Raw genomic sequence first — 16,853 nt, forward strand, 5'->3', positions numbered from 1 at the left:
CCCTCGGCAGAAGCATCGCCGAGCGGGCGCTGGCATAGGGCGCACGCGGGATCGCCGGGGATGACCAGCTTGCTCCAGCAGGCGATGCACAACCCGCCCTGCTCGCCCAGCGCGTCGCCGCACAAGGGGCAGCGCGGGGGGAAGACGAGGTCGATCAACGGGGTCAGAACGGCGAGCCGGGACACTGGCATAGCTTGCGGAGCGCCCCGGCGCTTGGCAAGCGCTGCGCGGATGGCCGCGCCGACGATCTTCTCGCCAAACCGCCGTGCCGCGGTCCGCCAACGGATGGTGCGGGCGCAGGCCCTGCCGGGCGCGCCGCGATACCTGCTCGACGACATGGTCGAGGATGTGCTCGAGCGCCTGTCGTTCCTTCGTCACGTCCCGCGCAACGCGCTGGTGATCGGCGACTACGGCAGGGCGTTGGCCCGCGAGCTTTCCTCCAACGGCTCCGCGATCCGCGAGGCCGCGCCCGAACACGGTCTGGACGAAGAGCAGCCGCTGACTTTCGCCGGGTTCGACTTCATCGCCAGCCTCGGTACGCTCGACACGGTGAACGACCTGCCCGGTGCGCTGGTCCACTTGCGCAACGCCCTGGCGCCGGGCGGGTTGCTGATCGCCAGCCTGGTGGGCGCGGGCAGCCTGCCGGTTTTGCGCGGCGCGATGCTGGCGGCCGACGGCGAGCGGCCCGCGCCGCGCCTGCACCCGATGATCGACGTCCGCGCTGGCGCACAGCTCGTCCAGCGGGCGGGCTTCGCCGACCCGGTCGCCGACGGCCGGAGCCTGAAGGTTCGGTTCGCCTCGCTCGATCGCCTGGTCGCCGATCTGCGCGCCCAGGGGCTGGTCAACGTACTGGCCCGGCCTGGCCCGCCACTCACCCGCGAGGCTGCGGCGACCGCGCGCCGCCTGTTCGGCTCGCAAACCGAAGAAACGTTCGAGATAGTGACTCTAACGGGTTGGAAACGCTAAGATAGTGATGCTTGCGCCGCCGCCAGACGAGCGATCGGCACGCGATAGGGCGACGCGCTGACGTAGTCGAGCTTCTGCGCCTCGCAGAAGGCGATGCTCGCCGGATCGCCGCCGTGTTCGCCGCAGATGCCGAGCTTGATCTCGGGCCGCGTCGCACGGCCCCGCTCCGCCGCCAGCGCCACCAGTTGCCCAACGCCATCGATGTCGAGCGACACGAACGGATCGCGCGCGTAGATGCCCTGCTCGACGTAGGTGCCCAGGAAGCGCCCGGCGTCGTCGCGCGACACACCCAGCGTCGTCTGGGTCAAATCGTTGGTGCCGAACGAGAAGAACGTCGCCTCCTCGGCGATTTCGCCCGCCATCAGCGCGGCGCGGGGCAGCTCGATCATGGTCCCGACCAGATATTCCAGCGTCCGCCCCTTCTCGCTGAACACTTCAGTGGCGACCCGATTCACCAGCGCACGCATCAGTTCCAGTTCGCGCTTGGTGCCGACCAGGGGGATCATCACTTCGGGGACGGGAGCATCACCGGTCTCCGCCACCTCGCACGCCGCCTCGAAGATCGCGCGGGCCTGCATCTCATAGATCTCGGGATAGGTGATCCCCAGGCGGCAGCCACGGTGGCCGAGCATCGGGTTGAACTCGTGGAGCTCCGCCGCGCGGCGCTTGAGGTGGTCGACGCCCAGCCCGGTGACTTCGGCCAGCTCGGCGAACTCGGCGTCGCCCTGCGGCAGGAACTCGTGGAGCGGCGGGTCGAGCAGGCGGATCGTCACTGGCAGGCCTGCCATCTCGCGAAAGATGCCGATGAAGTCGGTGCGCTGTTCGGGCAGCAGCTTGGCCAGCGCGGTGCGGCGCCCCTTCTCGTCGTCCGCCAGGATCATCTCGCGCACCGAGCGGATGCGGTTGGCGTCGAAGAACATGTGCTCGGTGCGGCACAACCCGACCCCCTCCGCGCCGAACTGGCGCGCGATCTTGCAATCGGCGGGAGTATCGGCGTTGGCGCGCACGCGCATCCGGCGGACCTCGTCGGCCCAGGCCATCAGCACGCCGAAGTCGCCGACCAACTCGGGCTCGATCGTCGCCACCGCGCCCGCCATCACCTCGCCGGTCGAGCCATCGAGCGTAATCACCTCACCCTCGGCCACTTCGCGCCCGGCGATCTTGGCCACCCGCCGGGTCATGTCGATCGACAGCGACGAGGCCCCGGACACGCATGGCCGCCCCATCCCGCGCGCCACCACCGCCGCATGTGACGTCATGCCGCCACGCGCGGTGAGGATGCCCTTGGCCGCGTGCATCCCGTGGATGTCTTCGGGGCTGGTCTCGACGCGGACGAGGATCACCGCCTCGCCCAGCGCGGCGCGGCGCTCGGCCGCGTCGGCGTCGAACACCACGGCGCCCGACGCCGCTCCGGGGCTGGCGGGCAAGCCCCGGGTCAGCACGTCGCGCACGGCCGACGGGTCGAGCGTGGGGTGGAGCAACTGGTCGAGCGCCATCGGATCGACCCGTCGGATCGCCTCGGTGCGGTCGATCAGGCCCTCACCCGCCATGTCGACCGCCATCTTGAGCGCGGCCTTGGCGGTGCGCTTGCCGCTGCGGGTCTGGAGCATCCACAGCTTGCCGCGCTCGACGGTGAACTCGATGTCCTGCATGTCGCGGTAGTGCCGCTCGAGCAGGTCGAACACCTGGCCCAGTTCGGCGAACGCCTCGGGCATCGCCTCTTCCATCGAGAGCGGCTTGGCTCCTGCCCGCTCGCGGGCCGCGCGCGTCAGGTACTGCGGGGTGCGGATGCCGGCGACGACGTCCTCGCCCTGGGCGTTGACCAGCCATTCGCCGTACCACGCCTTCTCGCCGGTCGCGGGATCGCGGGTGAAGGCGACCCCGGTGGCCGAGGTATCACCCATGTTGCCGAAGACCATAGCCTGGACGTTGACCGCGGTGCCCCAGTCGTGGGGGATTGCGTTGAGGCGGCGATAGACCTTGGCGCGCTCGCTGTCCCAACTTTCGAAGACGGCCGCGATCGCGCCCCAAAGCTGTTCGTGAACGTCCTGCGGGAAGTCTCGGCCAAGCTCCTCGGCGACGATGCCCTTGTACTCGGCGACGAGCGCCTGCCAATGCTCGGCCTGCATCTCGGTATCGGTGAAGAAGCCGTTGTCTTCCTTGGCGATTTCGAGTGCGTCCTCGAACCGGTAGTGGTCGAGCCCGAGCACCACGTCGGCATACATCTGGACGAACCGGCGATAGCTGTCCCACGCGAAGCGGGCGTCGCCGCTGGCGGCCGCCAGCCCCTCGACGGTGGCGTCGTTGAGGCCAAGGTTGAGCACGGTGTCCATCATCCCCGGCATCGATACCCGGGCGCCCGAGCGGACCGAGACCAGCAGCGGATCGGCCGGATCGCCGAAAGCCTTGCCCGTCACCGTCTCGATATGCGCGATCCCGGCGGCGACTTCGGCGCGCGGCGCGTCGTCGAACTGGCCGCCGCTGGCGTTGAAGGCGGTGCAGACCTCGGTGGTGATCGAGAACCCCGGCGGCACCGGCAGCCCGATACCGGCCATTTCGGCCAGGTTCGCGCCCTTGCCGCCGACAATGGTCTTGTCGCGGGTGCGGGGGTCGTCGGAGCGGGCATTATCCTGCGGTAAGGCGCCGCCGAAAGTGTAGACGTTGCTCATTCCGGCCCTTGCTGATTGAGCCATGGACCACTTGGACCACAGTCTAAGGTAAAAATTCTATCCCTCGATTTTCGAGAAATCGGCCACCCGATGGACCGCACCGCGGAACCGGTCGAGCAGCGCGAGCCGGTGTGTCCGCTTGGCGGGGTCGTCGTCGTTGACGGTAACGGTGTCGAAAAACGCATCGATCGGGCCCCGCAGACTGGCGAGCGCGCCCATCGCCCCCGCGAAATCCTCGGCAGCGACAGCATCGCGCGCCTCGGGTTCCGCGGCGTCGAGCGCCTCGATCAGCGCCCTTTCGGCGGTTTCGGGCGTGTAGGAAAGTATGGAGTTTTCGCCGTCCTGATACCTTTCCTTTTTCAGGATGTTCGCCGCGCGCTTGTATCCGGCGAGCAGGTTGGTGCCGTCGGCGGTGCCGACGAACGCCTGAAGCGCGTGTACCCGCGCGAGGAGGCGGACTAGATCGTCCTCGCCACCGAGCGCGAACACCGCGTCGATCAGATCGTGGCGGACGCCGGCTTCGCGTTGCTGAAATTTGAGGCGGTCGGCGAAGAAGTCCACAAGTCCGTCAGAGCCGGAGATAATCTGCTTCGCAAAATCGGAACTGTCTGGATGACCATGCACCGCCACATACTTGGACCGTGTTCTGTGCCCCCAAGCTGACGAGGAATTCTTGATGCTCAATGTATCGGGATTTCGACCGAGCGAAGCATGAGCAGCGGCAGCGATCCAAATTGGAATACGTAGTCCATTCGCCACGATGATCTGGATGATACCCAACGCAGCACGGCGAAGTGCGAAAGGGTCTTTCGATCCTGTCGGCCGTTCGTTCACAAGAAAGAAGCCAACCAACGTATCCAGCTTATCCGCCAAACTCACCGCCACCGTCACCGGCGCGGTCGGCACGTCATCACCCTGCCCGACCGGCTTGTAATGATCCCGGATGGCGTCGGCGGCAGCGTCTGGCAGGCCCTCGGCACGGGCGTAGTAGCCGCCCATCAGGCCCTGGAGCTCGGGGAATTCGCCGACCATCTCGGTGACGAGGTCGGCCTTGCACAGCCGCGCGGCCTGTTCGGCGAGATCGGCGAGGCGAGCGCGATCCTCCCCACCGACGATGCCTTCCTCAACCAACCACCTTGCCAGCTTGGCGACCCGCTCGACCTTGTCGGCGACGGTGCCCAGCTTTTCGTGGAACACGATGCTCGCCAGCTTTTCGGCGTGTTGCGCGAGGGACTTTTTGCGATCCTGCTCCCAGAAGAAGCGCGCGTCGCTCAGCCGCGCCGCGAGCACCTTGCGGTTGCCGTCGACGATGCCCGCGCCGCCATCGGCCGCCTCGATGTTGGCGGTGCAGACGAAGGCGTTGGCGAGCTTGCCGTCCGCATCGTTGCACACGAAATACTTCTGGTTGGTCCGCGCGGTGAGCTGGATGACTTCGGGCGGGACCTCGAGGAAGCCTGCGTCGAACCGGCCGAGCAGCGGCACCGGCCATTCGGTCAGCCCGGAGTTCTCGATCACCAGCCCCTCGTCCTCGACCAGCGCCAGCCCGGCTTGCGCGGCCGCGGCCTTGGCCTTGTCGCGGATCAGCCCCTCGCGCTCAGCGTGATCCACGATCACGTGGCAGGCGCGCAGCTTCTCCTGGTAGTCGCTTGCCCCCCCGATTGTGATCGGGCCGGGGGCGTGGAAGCGGTGGCCGAGCGTAGCGTAGCCGCTGGCGATCCCGGCGGCGGTGCACTCGACCAGTTCCTCGCCCAGGATCGCCACGATCCCGGAGAGCGGGCGGACCCAGCGCGGGCTTTCGGTGCTGAGCGAGGCCGCGCCCCAGCGCATCGCCTTGGGCCACGCAAACGTGCGCACGATCGCGGCGATCGCCCAGGCGAGCACGTCGCGCGTGGCGCGGCCTGGCCGTTCGACGATGGCAAAGTAGGTTCCGCCACGATCTTCAAGCTTTTCCTGAGGCTGCCCGACCTTGCGCAGGAAGCCCTCGAGCGCCTGCGGCGGCGCGCCGACGCGCGGCCCCTTGATCTCCTCACGCTGTGCTTCGGTCGCCTCGGGCAGGCCCCGCGCGATCAGCGCCAGGCGACGCGGGGTCGACCACACGGTGATGGCGCCGTGGGTGACGCCGCCCGCCGTCATGTGTTCGCGAAACGCCTTCTCGAGCGCCGCCCGCGCCCCCGCCTGCATCCGCGCGGGGATTTCTTCCATCCGCAGTTCGAGGAGGAAGTCGCTCACGCCGACCATCCCGGGAACTTCACCGCCCACCTCGGCGCCTCACGCTTCATGTGGGCTTCGCAGCTGCCGCGCGCGAGGTCGCGGACGCGGCCCATGTAGCTGGCCCGCTCCTGCACCGAGATCACGCCGCGGGCCTGGAGCAGGTTGAAGACGTGGCTGGCCTCGATCGCCTGCTCGTAGGCGGGAATCGGGAGTCCGGCGGCCAGGCAGTTCTCGCACTCGGCGGTCGCCTTGCGGAACAGGTCGAACAAGCCTTCGGTGTCGGCGACCTCGAAGTTCCACTTCGACATCTGCTTCTCGTTCTCTAGGAAGACATCGCCGTAAGTGACGCCATTTCCATTGAAATCGAGATCGTAGACGCTGTCCACGCCCTGGATGTACATTGCCAGCCGTTCGAGCCCGTAGGTCAGCTCGCCCGCCACCGGCTTGCAATCGAACCCGCCCATCTGCTGGAAATAGGTGAACTGGGTGACTTCCATCCCGTCGCACCACACTTCCCAGCCCAGCCCCCAGGCACCCAGCGTGGGCGATTCCCAATCGTCCTCGACGAAGCGGATGTCGTGGAGCAGCGGGTCGATCCCGATCGCGGACAGGCTGGCGAGGTAGAGCTCCTGCAGGTCCGGCGGGCTCGGCTTGAGGATCACCTGGTACTGGTAATAGTGCTGCAGCCGGTTGGGGTTCTCGCCATAGCGGCCGTCGGTGGGGCGGCGGCAGGGCTGTACGAACGCGGCGTTCCACGGCTCGGGACCCAGCGCGCGCAAGGTGGTGGCGGTGTGGAACGTGCCGGCGCCCATCCGCATGTCATAGGGCTGGAGGATCAGGCAGCCCTGGGCCGCCCAGAACGCGTGAAGCGTCAGGATCATGTCCTGGAAGCTGGTTTTCGGTCCCGCGGTCATGGGCCGCGCCAATGGCGGAAGGGTTGCCGCCAAGCAAGGGTTCGTTCATCGCCTGCTGGCAAAGGAGCGGCCATGAAACTGCGCCAATTCCTGTCCGCCCTTCCCCGCCGCTTCGCCGAGGGGCTCGCCTTGCTCGCGTTCGGGGCCACGCCTGCGCTCGCCGATCCGCAGAGCTTTCCCACCCCGGTCGCACCGGTGCTGCGCGAGATTCCGCCGCCGCCGCTCCACCCCGCGCTGTGGATGGTCAAGGACGCCGACACCACGATCTACCTGTTCGGCACGATCCACGCGCTGCGCCCCGGAATGCCGTGGTTCGGCGGGCAGGTGGCGCAGGCCTTCGCCGAATCGGGCACGCTGGTGACCGAAATCGCCGACGTCGGCAGCATGGACACCGCGCAGGCGCTGCTGAGCAACGCGATGCTGCCCGAGGGCCAGAGCCTGCGCGCCAAGCTGAGCGAGGCCGACCGCGCCGCCTACGATGCGGCGCTGACCAAGGCCGCGATCCCGGCGACCGCGCTCGACAAGTTCAAGCCGTGGTATGCCGCGGTGGTGCTGTCCTCGCTGCCGCTGCTGCGTTCGGGGTTCAAGCTGGAAGAAGGCGTCGAGATTCAGCTCGCCACGAAAGCCAGGGCCTCGGGCAAGGGCCAGGAGGCGCTGGAGACGGCGGCCTACCAGCTCGGGCTGTTCGATTCGCTGCCCCAGGCAGGCCAGATCGCCTATCTGCGCCAGGTGGTCGACAACCTGCCCAACATGACGACGCAGATCGATACGCTGATCGGCGAATGGGGCGAAGGCGATGCCGATGGGCTGGCGAAGACGATGAACGCCGAAGAGACCGACGCCGGGCTGACCGACCTGCTCCTAACCCGCCGCAACAAGGCCTGGGCGGACTGGATAAAAAACCGGCTCGACAAGCCGGGGACCGTGTTCGTGGCAGTGGGCGCGGGGCATCTGGCCGGGCCGGGCAGCGTGCAGGAGCAGCTCTCGGCCAAGGGTCTCGCGACGACGCGGTTGCAGTAGCGCTGCAGATTTTCCCGCGTCCCTTGGTTCCAAGCTTGTCGAAGCACTGTCCTTTTCCTCGTGCCTCGCGCACAGCCGCCCCAAGTGAAGGGCGGTCCTTCGACAGGCTCAGGACAAACGGAGGCGGGGAGTGAAGGCGAAGGTATTCGCTGTCTTCATCGCTTTGGCGCTCACCGCGTGCCATGCGGCGCCCGCCGAGCACACGCACCCCGCGCTGTGGCAAGTCACCGGCGCCGCGGGCGAGACGGGCTATATCTTCGGCACCGTCCACGCCCTGCCCGACGGCCTGGGGTGGAAGACCCCGGCGATCGACCGGGCGATCGCCGACAGCGGCATGCTGGTGCTCGAGATCGTCGATCCCAGCGACGAGAGCGCGGCGCGCGCGGCGTTCCAGCGGCTTGGCACCACCCCGGGTCAGCCGCCGCTGGAACAGCGCGTCGATCCTGCGCTGCGCGAGGCGCTGAAGGGAGCGATGGCGAAAACCCGGCTCCAGCCCGCGCAGTTCGCCAGCCTCGAGGATTGGGCGGCGGCGCTGACTCTGTCGTTCGCGCTCGAGGCGAAGGACGGCTACGACCCCGGCAACGGCGCCGACCGCGCGTTGGTGGCCGCCGCGGGACGGCGTCCGGTGGTGGGGCTGGAGACGCTGGAGGGCCAGCTCGGGCTTTTCGATGCGCTACCCGCGCGCGAGCAACGCGCGTTGTTGAACGCGATCGTGGCAGAAGGCGCTGGCGACGTTTCCGACAAGCGCCTGGTCAAGGCCTGGGCCGAAGGCGACGTCGCCACGCTCGACCGCGAGGCGCACGCCGGGATGATGGCCGACCCGCGGCTGCGCGAAGCCTTGCTGGTGGGGCGCAATCGGGACTGGGCGGAGCAGATCGCCGCGATGCTAAGGCAAGGCAAGCGCCCGTTCGTGGCGGTGGGAGCCGCGCATGTCGCAGGCATCGATGGGCTGCCCCAGATGCTGGCGGCCCGGGGGTACGAGATCAAGCGCGTGCAATAGCCGCTATTCCGGCACCGCTTCCCCCGTTCCGCCTATCTCGGCGGGGAAATCCTTCAGCTTCGGCAAGCCATCGACCATCCGCAAGACATGCTCGCCGTAATTCAGATGGACCGCGGGCTCGAATGTCAGGCCGGGAATGGTCGAGGCATGAATATCAACCATCCCAAGCGTTGGATGTTCGACCAAGACATGACCGCCGCAAGCGGAGCAGAAGCGTCGGTAGCTGAACCCGGTCTTGTTGAACCCGCCCAGCTTATCTTCGCCCTGGACCACCTTTACCTGGTCGGCAGACCACAGGGTGAACGCGCTGACCGGCGCGCCCGCGTAGCTGCGGCAGGACGTGCAATGACAGTACCCCATCTGCGCCGGTGTTCCCTGCGCCTCGATCGAGACGGCTCCGCAAAAGCAGTTTCCCGAATAGGCCTCGCTCATCGTTCGATGCTCCGTTGTGGCGGCCCGTCCCAAAATATACCTCGCCGGCTCGGGCGACAAGCACCGGTCGGCTGATGCAGCCTTGCCTTTCCGCCAAAACCCCCCTAAGGGCGCCGCTCCCCGCCATGGTCATCCCTGGAGGCGCGGCGGGGTATCAACACCGTAAATCGGAAAGGTCACGGCTATGAGCGAAGCTCTCACCCTGGCGGCCGAGGCGCGCGAGCGGGCTGGCAAGGGAGCCTCCCGCGCTCTGCGTCGCGAAGGTCGCGTACCCGCCGTCGTCTATGGCGGCAAGGAAGAACCCCTGGGAATCCACGTCGAGGAGCGGCTGCTGCGCCGCATGCTCGGCACCGGGCACTTCACCAACTCGATCGTGATGATCGAGGTCGGTGGCAAGACCGTCCGTACCCTGCCCAAGGACGTCCATTTTCATCCCGTCAGCGATCGCCCGCTGCACGTCGATTTCCTCCGCCTGGCCAAGGACGCCACGGTCGAAGTCTCGGTGCCGGTGCTGTTCGTCAACGAGGACGATTCCCCCGGCCTCAAGCGCGGCGGCGTGCTGAACGTCGTGCGCCACGATCTCGAACTGGTGTGCGACGCGGACAAGATCCCCGACGACATCCGGATCGACGTGACCGGGCTCGACATCGGCGATTCGATCCACATCAGCAACGTCACCCTGCCTGCCGGTTCGGCCAGCGCCATCACCGACCGCGATTTCACCATCGCCACGATCGTCGCGCCTTCGGGCCTCAAGAGCGAAGAGGGCGATACGCAGACCGAGGCGGAAGCTCCGGCAGCTTGATCACTTAAGCCCCTCCCGCTTGCGGGAGGGGTTTGGGGTGGGCGCGGCTCATCCGGCGCTTGCAGGACTAGGCCTCCCCCCGGCCCCTCCCGCAAGCGGGAGGGGAGTAGGAAGTGCAGCTCTGGGTCGGCCTCGGCAATCCCGGTCCGTCATACGCGATGCACCGCCACAACGTGGGGTTCATGGCGGCGGACACGATCGCCGAGGTCCACCGCTTTGGTCCCGTTCAGAAGAAATTCTCGGGTTGGCTCCATGACGGCCGGATCGGGGGCGAACGCATACTCCTGCTCAAGCCAGCGACGTGGATGAACGAGAGCGGTCGCTCGGTCGCCGAGGCACTGCGGTTCTACAAGCTCGACGTGGACGCGCTTACCGTGTTCCACGACGAACTCGATCTCGCCCCGTTCAAGGTCAAGGTGAAGCGCGGCGGCGGCACCGCCGGGCACAATGGCTTGCGCAGCATCGACCAGCATCTCGGTCCCGACTTTCGCCGCGTGCGGATCGGCATCGGGCATCCCGGGCACAAGGATCGGGTGACAGGCTATGTGCTGGGCAACTACGCCAAGGCCGAAACCGACAACCTCGCCGACCTGCTCGGCGCGCTGGCGGCGGAGGCCGAGTGGCTGGCCAAGGGCGACGACGTGCGGTTCATGAACGACGTGGCGCTGCGGCTGGCGACGGATTAGCCCTCTCCCCTTCAGGGGAGTGGGTGGGGAGAGGGGGACTTGCGCTTCTCCGGATGATGACATGGGTCGGCGAGACAGTCCCCTCTCCCCGACCCTCTCCGCTGAAAGGGAGAGGGAGATTTTATGGGTTTCAAATGCGGTATCGTCGGTCTGCCCAATGTGGGCAAATCGACGCTGTTCAATGCTTTGACCGAGACGCAGGCGGCGCAAGCGGCGAACTATCCGTTCTGCACGATCGAACCCAACGTCGGCAACGTCGGGGTTCCCGATCCGCGGCTCGATACGTTGGCGGCCATCGCCAAATCGGCCAAGATCATCCCCACCCAGCTCGGTTTCGTCGACATAGCCGGGCTGGTGCGCGGGGCGTCGAAAGGCGAAGGGCTGGGCAACCAGTTCCTCGGCAACATCCGCGAGGTCGACGCGATCGTCCACGTGCTGCGCTGTTTCGAGGATGACGACATCCAGCACGTCGACAACAAGATCGACCCGATCTCCGATGCCGAGACGGTCGAGACCGAGTTGATGCTGTCCGATCTGGAAAGCCTGGAAAAGCGCGTCCCCGCCGCTCAGAAAAAGGCGGCGCAGGGCGACAAGGAAGCCAAGATCACCGCTTCGGTGCTCGGCCAGGCTCTCGATCTCTTGCGCGCCGGCAAGCCCGCGCGGTTGGTGACGCCCAAGGACGAGGAGGAGGCGCGCGTCTTCGCCCAGGCGCAGCTTCTCACCGCCAAGCCCGTGCTCTACGTCTGCAACGTCGAAGAAGAGGCCGCGGGCGAGGGCAACGCGCTCTCGGCGCGGGTGTTCGAGAAGGCCAAGGCCGAGGGCGCCAACGCCGTGGTGGTCTCCGCCGCGATCGAGGCGGACATCGTGACGATGCCGGTAGAGGACCGCGGCGAGTTCCTAGAGGCGATGGGGCTGGAAGAGGCTGGTCTCGCGCGGATCATCCGCTCGGGCTACGACCTGCTCCACCTGATCACCTTCTTCACCGTCGGGCCCAAGGAAGCGCGGGCGTGGACCGTCCATACCGGCGCCAAGGCCCCCGATGCGGCAGGCGAGATCCACTCCGACATGCAACGCGGCTTCATCCGCGCCGAAACCATCGCCTACGACGACTATGTGGCGCTGGGCGGCGAGAACCCGGCCAAGGAAGCGGGCAAGCTGCGCCAGGAAGGCAAGGACTACGTCGTCCAGGACGGCGACGTGCTCCACTTCAAGTTCAACGTTTGATGTTCCTCGCCCCCGTCAGGGGGAGAGGATAGCGAAGCTTGCCGCATCGCGGCTAGCGCAGCTTGGAGAGGGGCCGCAGCGTAGCGCACCGCTGCGGCCCCTCTCCAACTTCGGCTAATTCGCTTCGCTCACAAGCCTGCGTATCCTCTCCCCTGAAGGGGCGAGGGCACGCAGGAACCACCACCCCTTCCCCCCCGTTCCCTCCCCACAACAGGGATGAGGAACACCGGACATGGCGCGCGTCACACGGCTCGACTGGCTGGCCAAGGCGGGCTTCGCCGCGCGCGGAATCGTCTATATCCTGTTCGGCTGGATCGCGCTGTCGGCGCGGGGCAAGACCGACGAGGGCCAGAAGGCGGTGTTCGATCAGGTCCAGGACATGCCCATGGGCGACCTGCTGCTGACCCTGCTCGCGCTGGGCCTGTTCGCCTACGGCGTGTTCCGCCTGACCAGCGGCTTCCTCGACATCGAGGGCAAGGGCGACGAGCCCAAGGGCCTCGCCGGCCGCGCGGCCCAAGTCGGCAGTGGGCTGTTCTATCTCCTGCTCGCCTACACCGCGGCTCAGTTCCTCGGCGGCGGCAAACCATCGGGCAACGCTACCGGCAGCGGCACTAGTCAGGAGGCTGCCAAGACCTTGCTCGACTTCGATCTGGGTGTATTCGGGCTGTGGTTGGTCGCGGCGGGATTTCTCGCGGCGGCGGGGTTGCAGGTGCGCAAGGCGTTCAAGGGCAGCCATATGAAGCAGACCGCACCGGACACCCCCGCCTTCGCCAAGACGCTCGGCCAGATCGGCCTCGTCACGCGCGGGCTGATCTTCGCGGTGATCGCCTACTCGTTCGTCCGGGTCGCCCAGACCAACGATCCCGGCCAGGCCAAGGCCGGCGGCGCCGCGATCGCCTCGCTGCTGGATTCCAGCCCCACGCTCTACACTCTGGTCGCAGTGGGACTGATCGTGTTCGGCGTGTTCAGCCTGATCCTCGCGAAATACCGGATCGTGCCTGCGATCGACGTGGCGGGGGCGGCCAAGGGCAAGGCGCACGCGGCAAGGGCGAAGGTTGCGGCTAAGCTCTGAGCCCGTCGAACGCGGCCAGGATCGGGCACGGCCCCTTGCCGCCCCCGGCGCAATCCTTTGCGAGCCGCGTGAGTGCATCGCGGCTGGCTTCGAGTTCGGCGATCCTGGCATCGAGTTCGGCAATCCGCTCGCGCGCCATCGCTTGTGCGGTAACGCGATCGTTATCGCGGTCGAGTTCGATCAGGCGGGCGATCTCATCGAGCGAGAACCCCGCCCGCTGCGCCGAGCGGATGAAGCGAAGGCGGCGAAGGTCGTCCTCGCCGTAATGCCGCCGCCCGGCCGCACCCCCCGTCCGCGACGGCCGGGGATCGGTCAGGAGACCGCGTCTCTGGTAGAAGCGGACGGTTTCCACACCGACCCCTGCGCTTCTTCCCAGTTCCGAAATAGTCAGCGCCATCGGGGTTGACTCCGTACCGTGGTACGGAAGCTATGGCAGATCTCGTTGCAGGCGAAACCAGCCCCCCAGGATCGACGATGAGCAAGTCCGCCACACTGTACCGCATGGTCATGCCGGGCCACACTTGTCCTTACGGCCTCAAGGCGCTGCACCTGCTGCGGCGGCGCGGCTATGCGGTCGAAGACCGCTGGCTAAAGACGCGCGCGGAAACCGACGGGTTCAAGGCGGAGCATGCGGTCAAGACGACCCCGCAGACCTTCATCGATGGCGAGCGGGTCGGCGGATACGACGATCTGCGCCGGTTCCTCGGGCTGAAGGTCGCCGATCCCGACGCGGTCAGCTACGTTCCCGTGGTGGCGGTGTTCGCCGCCGCGCTGGCGCTGGCTCTCGCCGCGGACTGGGCAGCCTATCAAGCGCTCCAGCCCGTCCGCATCGCCGAATGGTTCGTCTCGTTCGCGATGGTCCTGCTGGCGATGCTCAAGCTGCAGGACATCGAGAGGTTCTCGACGATGTTCCTCAACTATGACCTGCTGGCGAAACGCTGGGTGCCTTATGGGTACGTCTACCCGTTCGCGGAGTTCACTGCGGGCGCGCTGATGGCGGCGCGCGCGCTGCCCTGGCTTTCGATCCCGCTCGCCCTGGTCATCGGAACGATCGGCGCGGGATCGGTGTTCAAGGCGGTCTATGTCGACAAACGCGAACTCAAGTGCGCCTGCGTGGGCGGATCGAGCCGGGTGCCTCTCGGTTTCGTGAGCCTGAGCGAGAACCTGGCGATGGTGGCGATGGCGCTGTGGATGCTGTGGCGGCCGATGTGATTTTTCCGGAGATGACAATGAAAGCCCTGTTCAGCGGCGCCGCCGCGCTCGCCCTCGCCGCGCCCCCTGCCCGCGCTGGCGCAGGACCATAGCGGCCACCAGATGCCGATGCCCGCTCCGGCTCCGGCTCCGGCTCCGGCTCCGGCTCCGGCTCCGGCCCCAGCTCCGGCGCCTGCGCCTGCGCCGACCATGGAAGGGATGGACCATTCGCAGATGGACCACGCTGCGATGGGCCACGACATGGCGGCGATGGACCATGCGGCTATGGATCATGCGGCGATGGATCACGCCACCATGGACCATGCCACCATGGCGCATGGCGGCGAAGGCTCGGGCACCTCGCGCCTGCCCGCCAACGAGACGATGAACCACGGCGCGATGATCGGGCTCGGCGGCGAGACCACGCTGATGGTCCACGGCTATGCCTGGGGGGTCTACACCGACCAGACCGGGCCGCGCGGCGACGAAAAGGTGTATGTCCAGTCGATGGCGATGGCGACGGTCACCACACCGTTCGAGGGCGGCAAGTTCACTGCCCAGACGATGCTCAGCCTCGAACCGGCAATGCGTCACGATGGCTATCCCAACCTCTTCGCCACCGGCGAGGTCGCCTATGGCCAGCCGCTGGTCGATCGCCAGCATCCGCACGACCTGTTCATGGAGCTGTCGGCGCGGGTCGACTTGGACCTCGCTCCAGACGTCACCGCGTTCGTCTATGGCGGCCCGGTGGGCGAACCCGCACTCGGCCCCAGCGCGTTCATGCACCGCGCCAGCGCGCGGTATAATCCCGAAGCGCCGATCACTCATCACTGGTTCGATTCGACGCACATCACTTATGGCGTTGTGACCGGCGGTATCGCGGCGAAGTCGTTCCAGCTCGAAGCCAGCGCCTTCCGCGGCCGCGAGCCCGACGAGCACCGCTGGAACATCGAGACCCCCAAACTCGATTCGTGGAGCGTGCGCGCCAGTTTCGCGCCCTCGCCCGCGTACCTCTTGCAGGCCAGCTACGGCCACCTCAAGGAGCCCGAGGAGCAACACCCCGGCGAAGACGAGAACCGCTTCACCGCCAGCGCGCATTTCAACGACGGCAAAGAGCTATCGGCGATGGCGGCGTTCAGTTCGAAGAACCGCCAGCCCGGCGAGACGCTCACCGCCTGGCTGGGCGAGGTCAACTGGGACATCGACCGCCACCACACGCTGTTCGGGCGGGTCGAGAACGTCGCGAACGACGAGCTCTTCCCCGATCACCTGGACCCGCTGCACGACCGCAAGTTCCGGGTAAGCAAGTTCCAGGCAGGCTACGCCTATCGCCTTCCGCTGGGGCCGGCGAACCTGGCCCTGGGTGGCACCATCGCCGCTTTCGCCAAGCCGAACGCCCTCGACGCCGCCTATGGCAGCAATCCGATGGGCTACACGCTGTTCGCGAAGCTCAGCTTCGGCGATTGAGCAAACTGGCGTTTCCACACCTTGACCCGGTCGTCCCGAGCCTGTCGAAGGATGTCCGCCCGCCGGCTTCGGCAAGCTGGGCCTGAGCGGATCTGGGAGGTTCAATGCAGTATTTCGAAGACATTCCCGTCGGCCAGAAGCACGCCTTCGGCCGGTACGAAGTGACGCGCGAGGAAGTGCTGGCATTCGCGGGCAAGTACGATCCGCAGGCCTTCCACCTCGATGACGAGGCGGCGGCCAAGACCCATTTCGGGCGCCTCTCGGCGAGCGGCTGGCACACCTGCGCAATGGCGATGGCGATGATGGTCGAGAACCTGAAGGATCGCCAGCAGGCCGGGCTCGGCTCACCGGGGGTGGACGAGTTGCGCTGGCTGAAGCCGGTCTATCCCGGCGACACGCTGCGCTGCGAAACCGAGGTGTTCGAGAAGCGGCGCAGCGCCAGCCGCCGCGAGATGGGCATCTTCAAGTCGCGACTGAAAGTGTTCAACCAGCACGACGAGCCGGTGCTGTCGATGTCTTCGATCGGACTTGTCGAAGTGCGCGACAAGGACGCGCCGCTTTGAGCTTATCCTCTCCGAGCTTGCCTCGGGGAGGGTTTACGCACCGCACTGCACCTGGCCGTCGGCTTGGTAGACGACCTGGTCGTAGGGGTCGGTGACGAGCAGGTGCCCCGGCCAACGCGTCACCTCGTCCGCCACATTGTCGGTGCGGGTCAGCGACAGCGCCATTTCCTTGCCGACATACCGCGAGAACGTACCAAGCGGCAGCTTGGCGCTGCCCGGATCGGAGGCAAAGCGCACCGGATGGCCGTCGAGCAGCAGGTAGGCGACCTTTTCGCGGGTCAGCAGCACCGCCCCCATGCTGCTGCCCGGCGCGAATGCGCAGCCTGCGCCGAACAGATCGAACTTCTGGATGTCGCCGAACAGGATCGGTTGCGGGTCGATCGGCTTGGGCGGCGGCTTGATTTCCTGCGCGGCCTTGACCTGGGCGATCGCGCGGTCGTCCTCGGCGCGCTTCTGGGCGGCCGTCTTGTCCGGGCCGCAGGCTGCGAGGAGTGCGGTTACAGCCAGCACGGAAACCCAACCCCGCTCGTGTCGAGCGAAGTCGAACCACCTCACGCCATGCTTGGTCCTCGTGCGCGATCCCTCGACTTCGCTCGGGATGAGCGGAGCTTGGGGGTATCCGTGAATACGGTG

The 16,853-nt window shown here is 67.1% G+C and carries 16 protein-coding genes and 1 pseudogene; 10 read left to right on the plus strand and 7 right to left on the minus strand.

Translation table 11 applies throughout. The annotated features are described in order from the left end of the window. Positions 1–23: 23 nt before the first annotated feature. Positions 24–338 (minus strand): annotated as a pseudogene (locus tag GKE62_RS19595) (double zinc ribbon domain-containing protein); the annotation flags it as partial. Between GKE62_RS19595 and GKE62_RS02255 the strand changes: the two are divergent. Continuing rightward, positions 232–966 carry a methyltransferase domain-containing protein gene (locus GKE62_RS02255; protein ID WP_154690829.1) on the plus strand — a complete coding sequence of 245 codons (735 nt, stop codon included), beginning with the start codon at positions 232–234 and terminating at the stop codon, positions 964–966. The pseudogene GKE62_RS19595 and the gene GKE62_RS02255 sit on opposite strands and share 107 nt — an antisense overlap. On the opposite strand, the gene ppdK is transcribed toward GKE62_RS02255, so the two are convergent. Genes ppdK through GKE62_RS02270 form a run of 3 tightly spaced genes read right to left on the minus strand, consistent with a single transcriptional unit; the run spans position 963 to position 6,760 of the window. Further along, a complete protein-coding gene (gene ppdK / locus GKE62_RS02260) occupies positions 963–3,635 on the minus strand; it encodes a pyruvate, phosphate dikinase (protein WP_154690830.1) in 2,673 nt (890 codons plus the stop codon). The two genes, GKE62_RS02255 and ppdK, sit on opposite strands and share 4 nt — an antisense overlap. 57 nt (positions 3,636–3,692) lie before the next feature. Continuing rightward, a complete protein-coding gene (gene glyS / locus GKE62_RS02265) occupies positions 3,693–5,864 on the minus strand; it encodes a glycine--tRNA ligase subunit beta (RefSeq protein ID WP_370516044.1) in 2,172 nt (723 codons plus the stop codon). Beyond that, the gene (locus tag GKE62_RS02270; protein WP_154690831.1) at positions 5,861–6,760 is read right to left on the minus strand and encodes a glycine--tRNA ligase subunit alpha; all 900 of its coding nucleotides are present in this window, start codon (positions 6,758–6,760) and stop codon (positions 5,861–5,863) included. The genes glyS and GKE62_RS02270 overlap by 4 nt, the downstream gene beginning before the upstream one ends. Before the next feature lie 72 nt (positions 6,761–6,832). Here GKE62_RS02270 and GKE62_RS02275 point away from each other — a divergent pair, with 72 nt between their 5' ends. Together GKE62_RS02275 and GKE62_RS02280 are read left to right on the plus strand one after the other, a co-directional pair. Next, a complete protein-coding gene (locus tag GKE62_RS02275; protein WP_154690832.1) occupies positions 6,833–7,780 on the plus strand; it encodes a TraB/GumN family protein in 948 nt (315 codons plus the stop codon). 130 nt (positions 7,781–7,910) lie between these two features. Continuing rightward, positions 7,911–8,780: a TraB/GumN family protein gene (locus tag GKE62_RS02280; RefSeq protein WP_154690833.1), complete on the plus strand. Its 870-nt coding sequence runs from the start codon at positions 7,911–7,913 to the stop codon at positions 8,778–8,780. A 3-nt stretch (positions 8,781–8,783) separates the two neighbouring features. Here the strand turns inward: GKE62_RS02280 and GKE62_RS02285 are convergent, their stop codons facing one another. Next, positions 8,784–9,212 (minus strand): GFA family protein, encoded by a 429-nt coding sequence (locus tag GKE62_RS02285; protein ID WP_154690834.1) that lies wholly within the window; start codon positions 9,210–9,212, stop codon positions 8,784–8,786. A 184-nt stretch (positions 9,213–9,396) separates the two neighbouring features. On the opposite strand from GKE62_RS02285, the gene GKE62_RS02290 reads away from it, so the two are divergent. The 4 genes from GKE62_RS02290 (at position 9,397) to GKE62_RS02305 (ending at position 12,999) form a co-directional block, all read left to right on the plus strand. Continuing rightward, a complete protein-coding gene (locus tag GKE62_RS02290) occupies positions 9,397–10,017 on the plus strand; it encodes a 50S ribosomal protein L25/general stress protein Ctc (RefSeq protein WP_154690835.1) in 621 nt (206 codons plus the stop codon). A gap of 113 nt (positions 10,018–10,130) precedes the next feature. Beyond that, positions 10,131–10,703: an aminoacyl-tRNA hydrolase gene (pth, locus tag GKE62_RS02295; RefSeq protein WP_154690836.1), complete on the plus strand. Its 573-nt coding sequence runs from the start codon at positions 10,131–10,133 to the stop codon at positions 10,701–10,703. A gap of 123 nt (positions 10,704–10,826) precedes the next feature. Continuing rightward, positions 10,827–11,927, plus strand: a complete 1,101-nt coding sequence (gene ychF / locus GKE62_RS02300; protein ID WP_154690837.1) for a redox-regulated ATPase YchF — start codon at positions 10,827–10,829, stop codon at positions 11,925–11,927. 232 nt (positions 11,928–12,159) lie between these two features. After that, complete coding sequence (locus tag GKE62_RS02305) at positions 12,160–12,999, plus strand: DUF1206 domain-containing protein (RefSeq protein ID WP_154690838.1); 840 nt, start codon at positions 12,160–12,162, stop codon at positions 12,997–12,999. On the opposite strand, the gene GKE62_RS02310 is transcribed toward GKE62_RS02305, so the two are convergent. Next, on the minus strand, positions 12,989–13,396 hold the full coding sequence (locus GKE62_RS02310) for a MerR family DNA-binding protein (protein WP_154690839.1): 408 nt from the start codon (positions 13,394–13,396) through the stop codon (positions 12,989–12,991). The two genes, GKE62_RS02305 and GKE62_RS02310, sit on opposite strands and share 11 nt — an antisense overlap. A gap of 77 nt (positions 13,397–13,473) precedes the next feature. Here GKE62_RS02310 and GKE62_RS02315 point away from each other — a divergent pair, with 77 nt between their 5' ends. The 3 genes from GKE62_RS02315 to GKE62_RS02325 all read left to right on the plus strand — a co-directional run bounded on the left by GKE62_RS02315 (position 13,474) and on the right by GKE62_RS02325 (position 16,220). Next, the gene (locus tag GKE62_RS02315) at positions 13,474–14,211 is read left to right on the plus strand and encodes a glutaredoxin (RefSeq protein WP_230206866.1); all 738 of its coding nucleotides are present in this window, start codon (positions 13,474–13,476) and stop codon (positions 14,209–14,211) included. A gap of 198 nt (positions 14,212–14,409) precedes the next feature. Next, positions 14,410–15,657: a hypothetical protein gene (locus tag GKE62_RS02320; RefSeq protein WP_230206867.1), complete on the plus strand. Its 1,248-nt coding sequence runs from the start codon at positions 14,410–14,412 to the stop codon at positions 15,655–15,657. Positions 15,658–15,761: 104 nt separating this feature from the next. Further along, a complete protein-coding gene (locus tag GKE62_RS02325; RefSeq protein WP_154690840.1) occupies positions 15,762–16,220 on the plus strand; it encodes a MaoC family dehydratase in 459 nt (152 codons plus the stop codon). A gap of 33 nt (positions 16,221–16,253) precedes the next feature. Here GKE62_RS02325 and GKE62_RS02330 read toward each other — a convergent pair whose 3' ends face one another. Further along, entirely contained in the window at positions 16,254–16,730 is a 477-nt protein-coding gene (locus tag GKE62_RS02330; RefSeq protein ID WP_154690841.1) for a hypothetical protein, read from the minus strand. Positions 16,731–16,853: the final 123 nt, after the last annotated feature.

The organism is Novosphingobium sp. Gsoil 351, from assembly GCF_009707465.1.
GTDB lineage: Bacteria > Pseudomonadota > Alphaproteobacteria > Sphingomonadales > Sphingomonadaceae > Novosphingobium.

What these genes read in the sequence shown, in the direction of transcription:
- GKE62_RS02255 (WP_154690829.1), top strand. Translation starts at nt 232, where the DNA reads ATGGCCGCGCCGACGATCTTCTCGCCAAACCGCCGTGCCGCGGTCCGC.
- ppdK (WP_154690830.1), bottom strand. Translation starts at nt 3,635, where the DNA reads ATGAGCAACGTCTACACTTTCGGCGGCGCCTTACCGCAGGATAATGCC.
- GKE62_RS02270 (WP_154690831.1), bottom strand. Translation starts at nt 6,760, where the DNA reads ATGACCGCGGGACCGAAAACCAGCTTCCAGGACATGATCCTGACGCTT.
- GKE62_RS02275 (WP_154690832.1), top strand. Translation starts at nt 6,833, where the DNA reads ATGAAACTGCGCCAATTCCTGTCCGCCCTTCCCCGCCGCTTCGCCGAG.
- GKE62_RS02285 (WP_154690834.1), bottom strand. Translation starts at nt 9,212, where the DNA reads ATGAGCGAGGCCTATTCGGGAAACTGCTTTTGCGGAGCCGTCTCGATC.
- GKE62_RS02290 (WP_154690835.1), top strand. Translation starts at nt 9,397, where the DNA reads ATGAGCGAAGCTCTCACCCTGGCGGCCGAGGCGCGCGAGCGGGCTGGC.
- ychF (WP_154690837.1), top strand. Translation starts at nt 10,827, where the DNA reads ATGGGTTTCAAATGCGGTATCGTCGGTCTGCCCAATGTGGGCAAATCG.
- GKE62_RS02305 (WP_154690838.1), top strand. Translation starts at nt 12,160, where the DNA reads ATGGCGCGCGTCACACGGCTCGACTGGCTGGCCAAGGCGGGCTTCGCC.
- GKE62_RS02310 (WP_154690839.1), bottom strand. Translation starts at nt 13,396, where the DNA reads ATGGCGCTGACTATTTCGGAACTGGGAAGAAGCGCAGGGGTCGGTGTG.
- GKE62_RS02315 (WP_230206866.1), top strand. Translation starts at nt 13,474, where the DNA reads ATGAGCAAGTCCGCCACACTGTACCGCATGGTCATGCCGGGCCACACT.
- GKE62_RS02320 (WP_230206867.1), top strand. Translation starts at nt 14,410, where the DNA reads ATGGACCATTCGCAGATGGACCACGCTGCGATGGGCCACGACATGGCG.
- GKE62_RS02325 (WP_154690840.1), top strand. Translation starts at nt 15,762, where the DNA reads ATGCAGTATTTCGAAGACATTCCCGTCGGCCAGAAGCACGCCTTCGGC.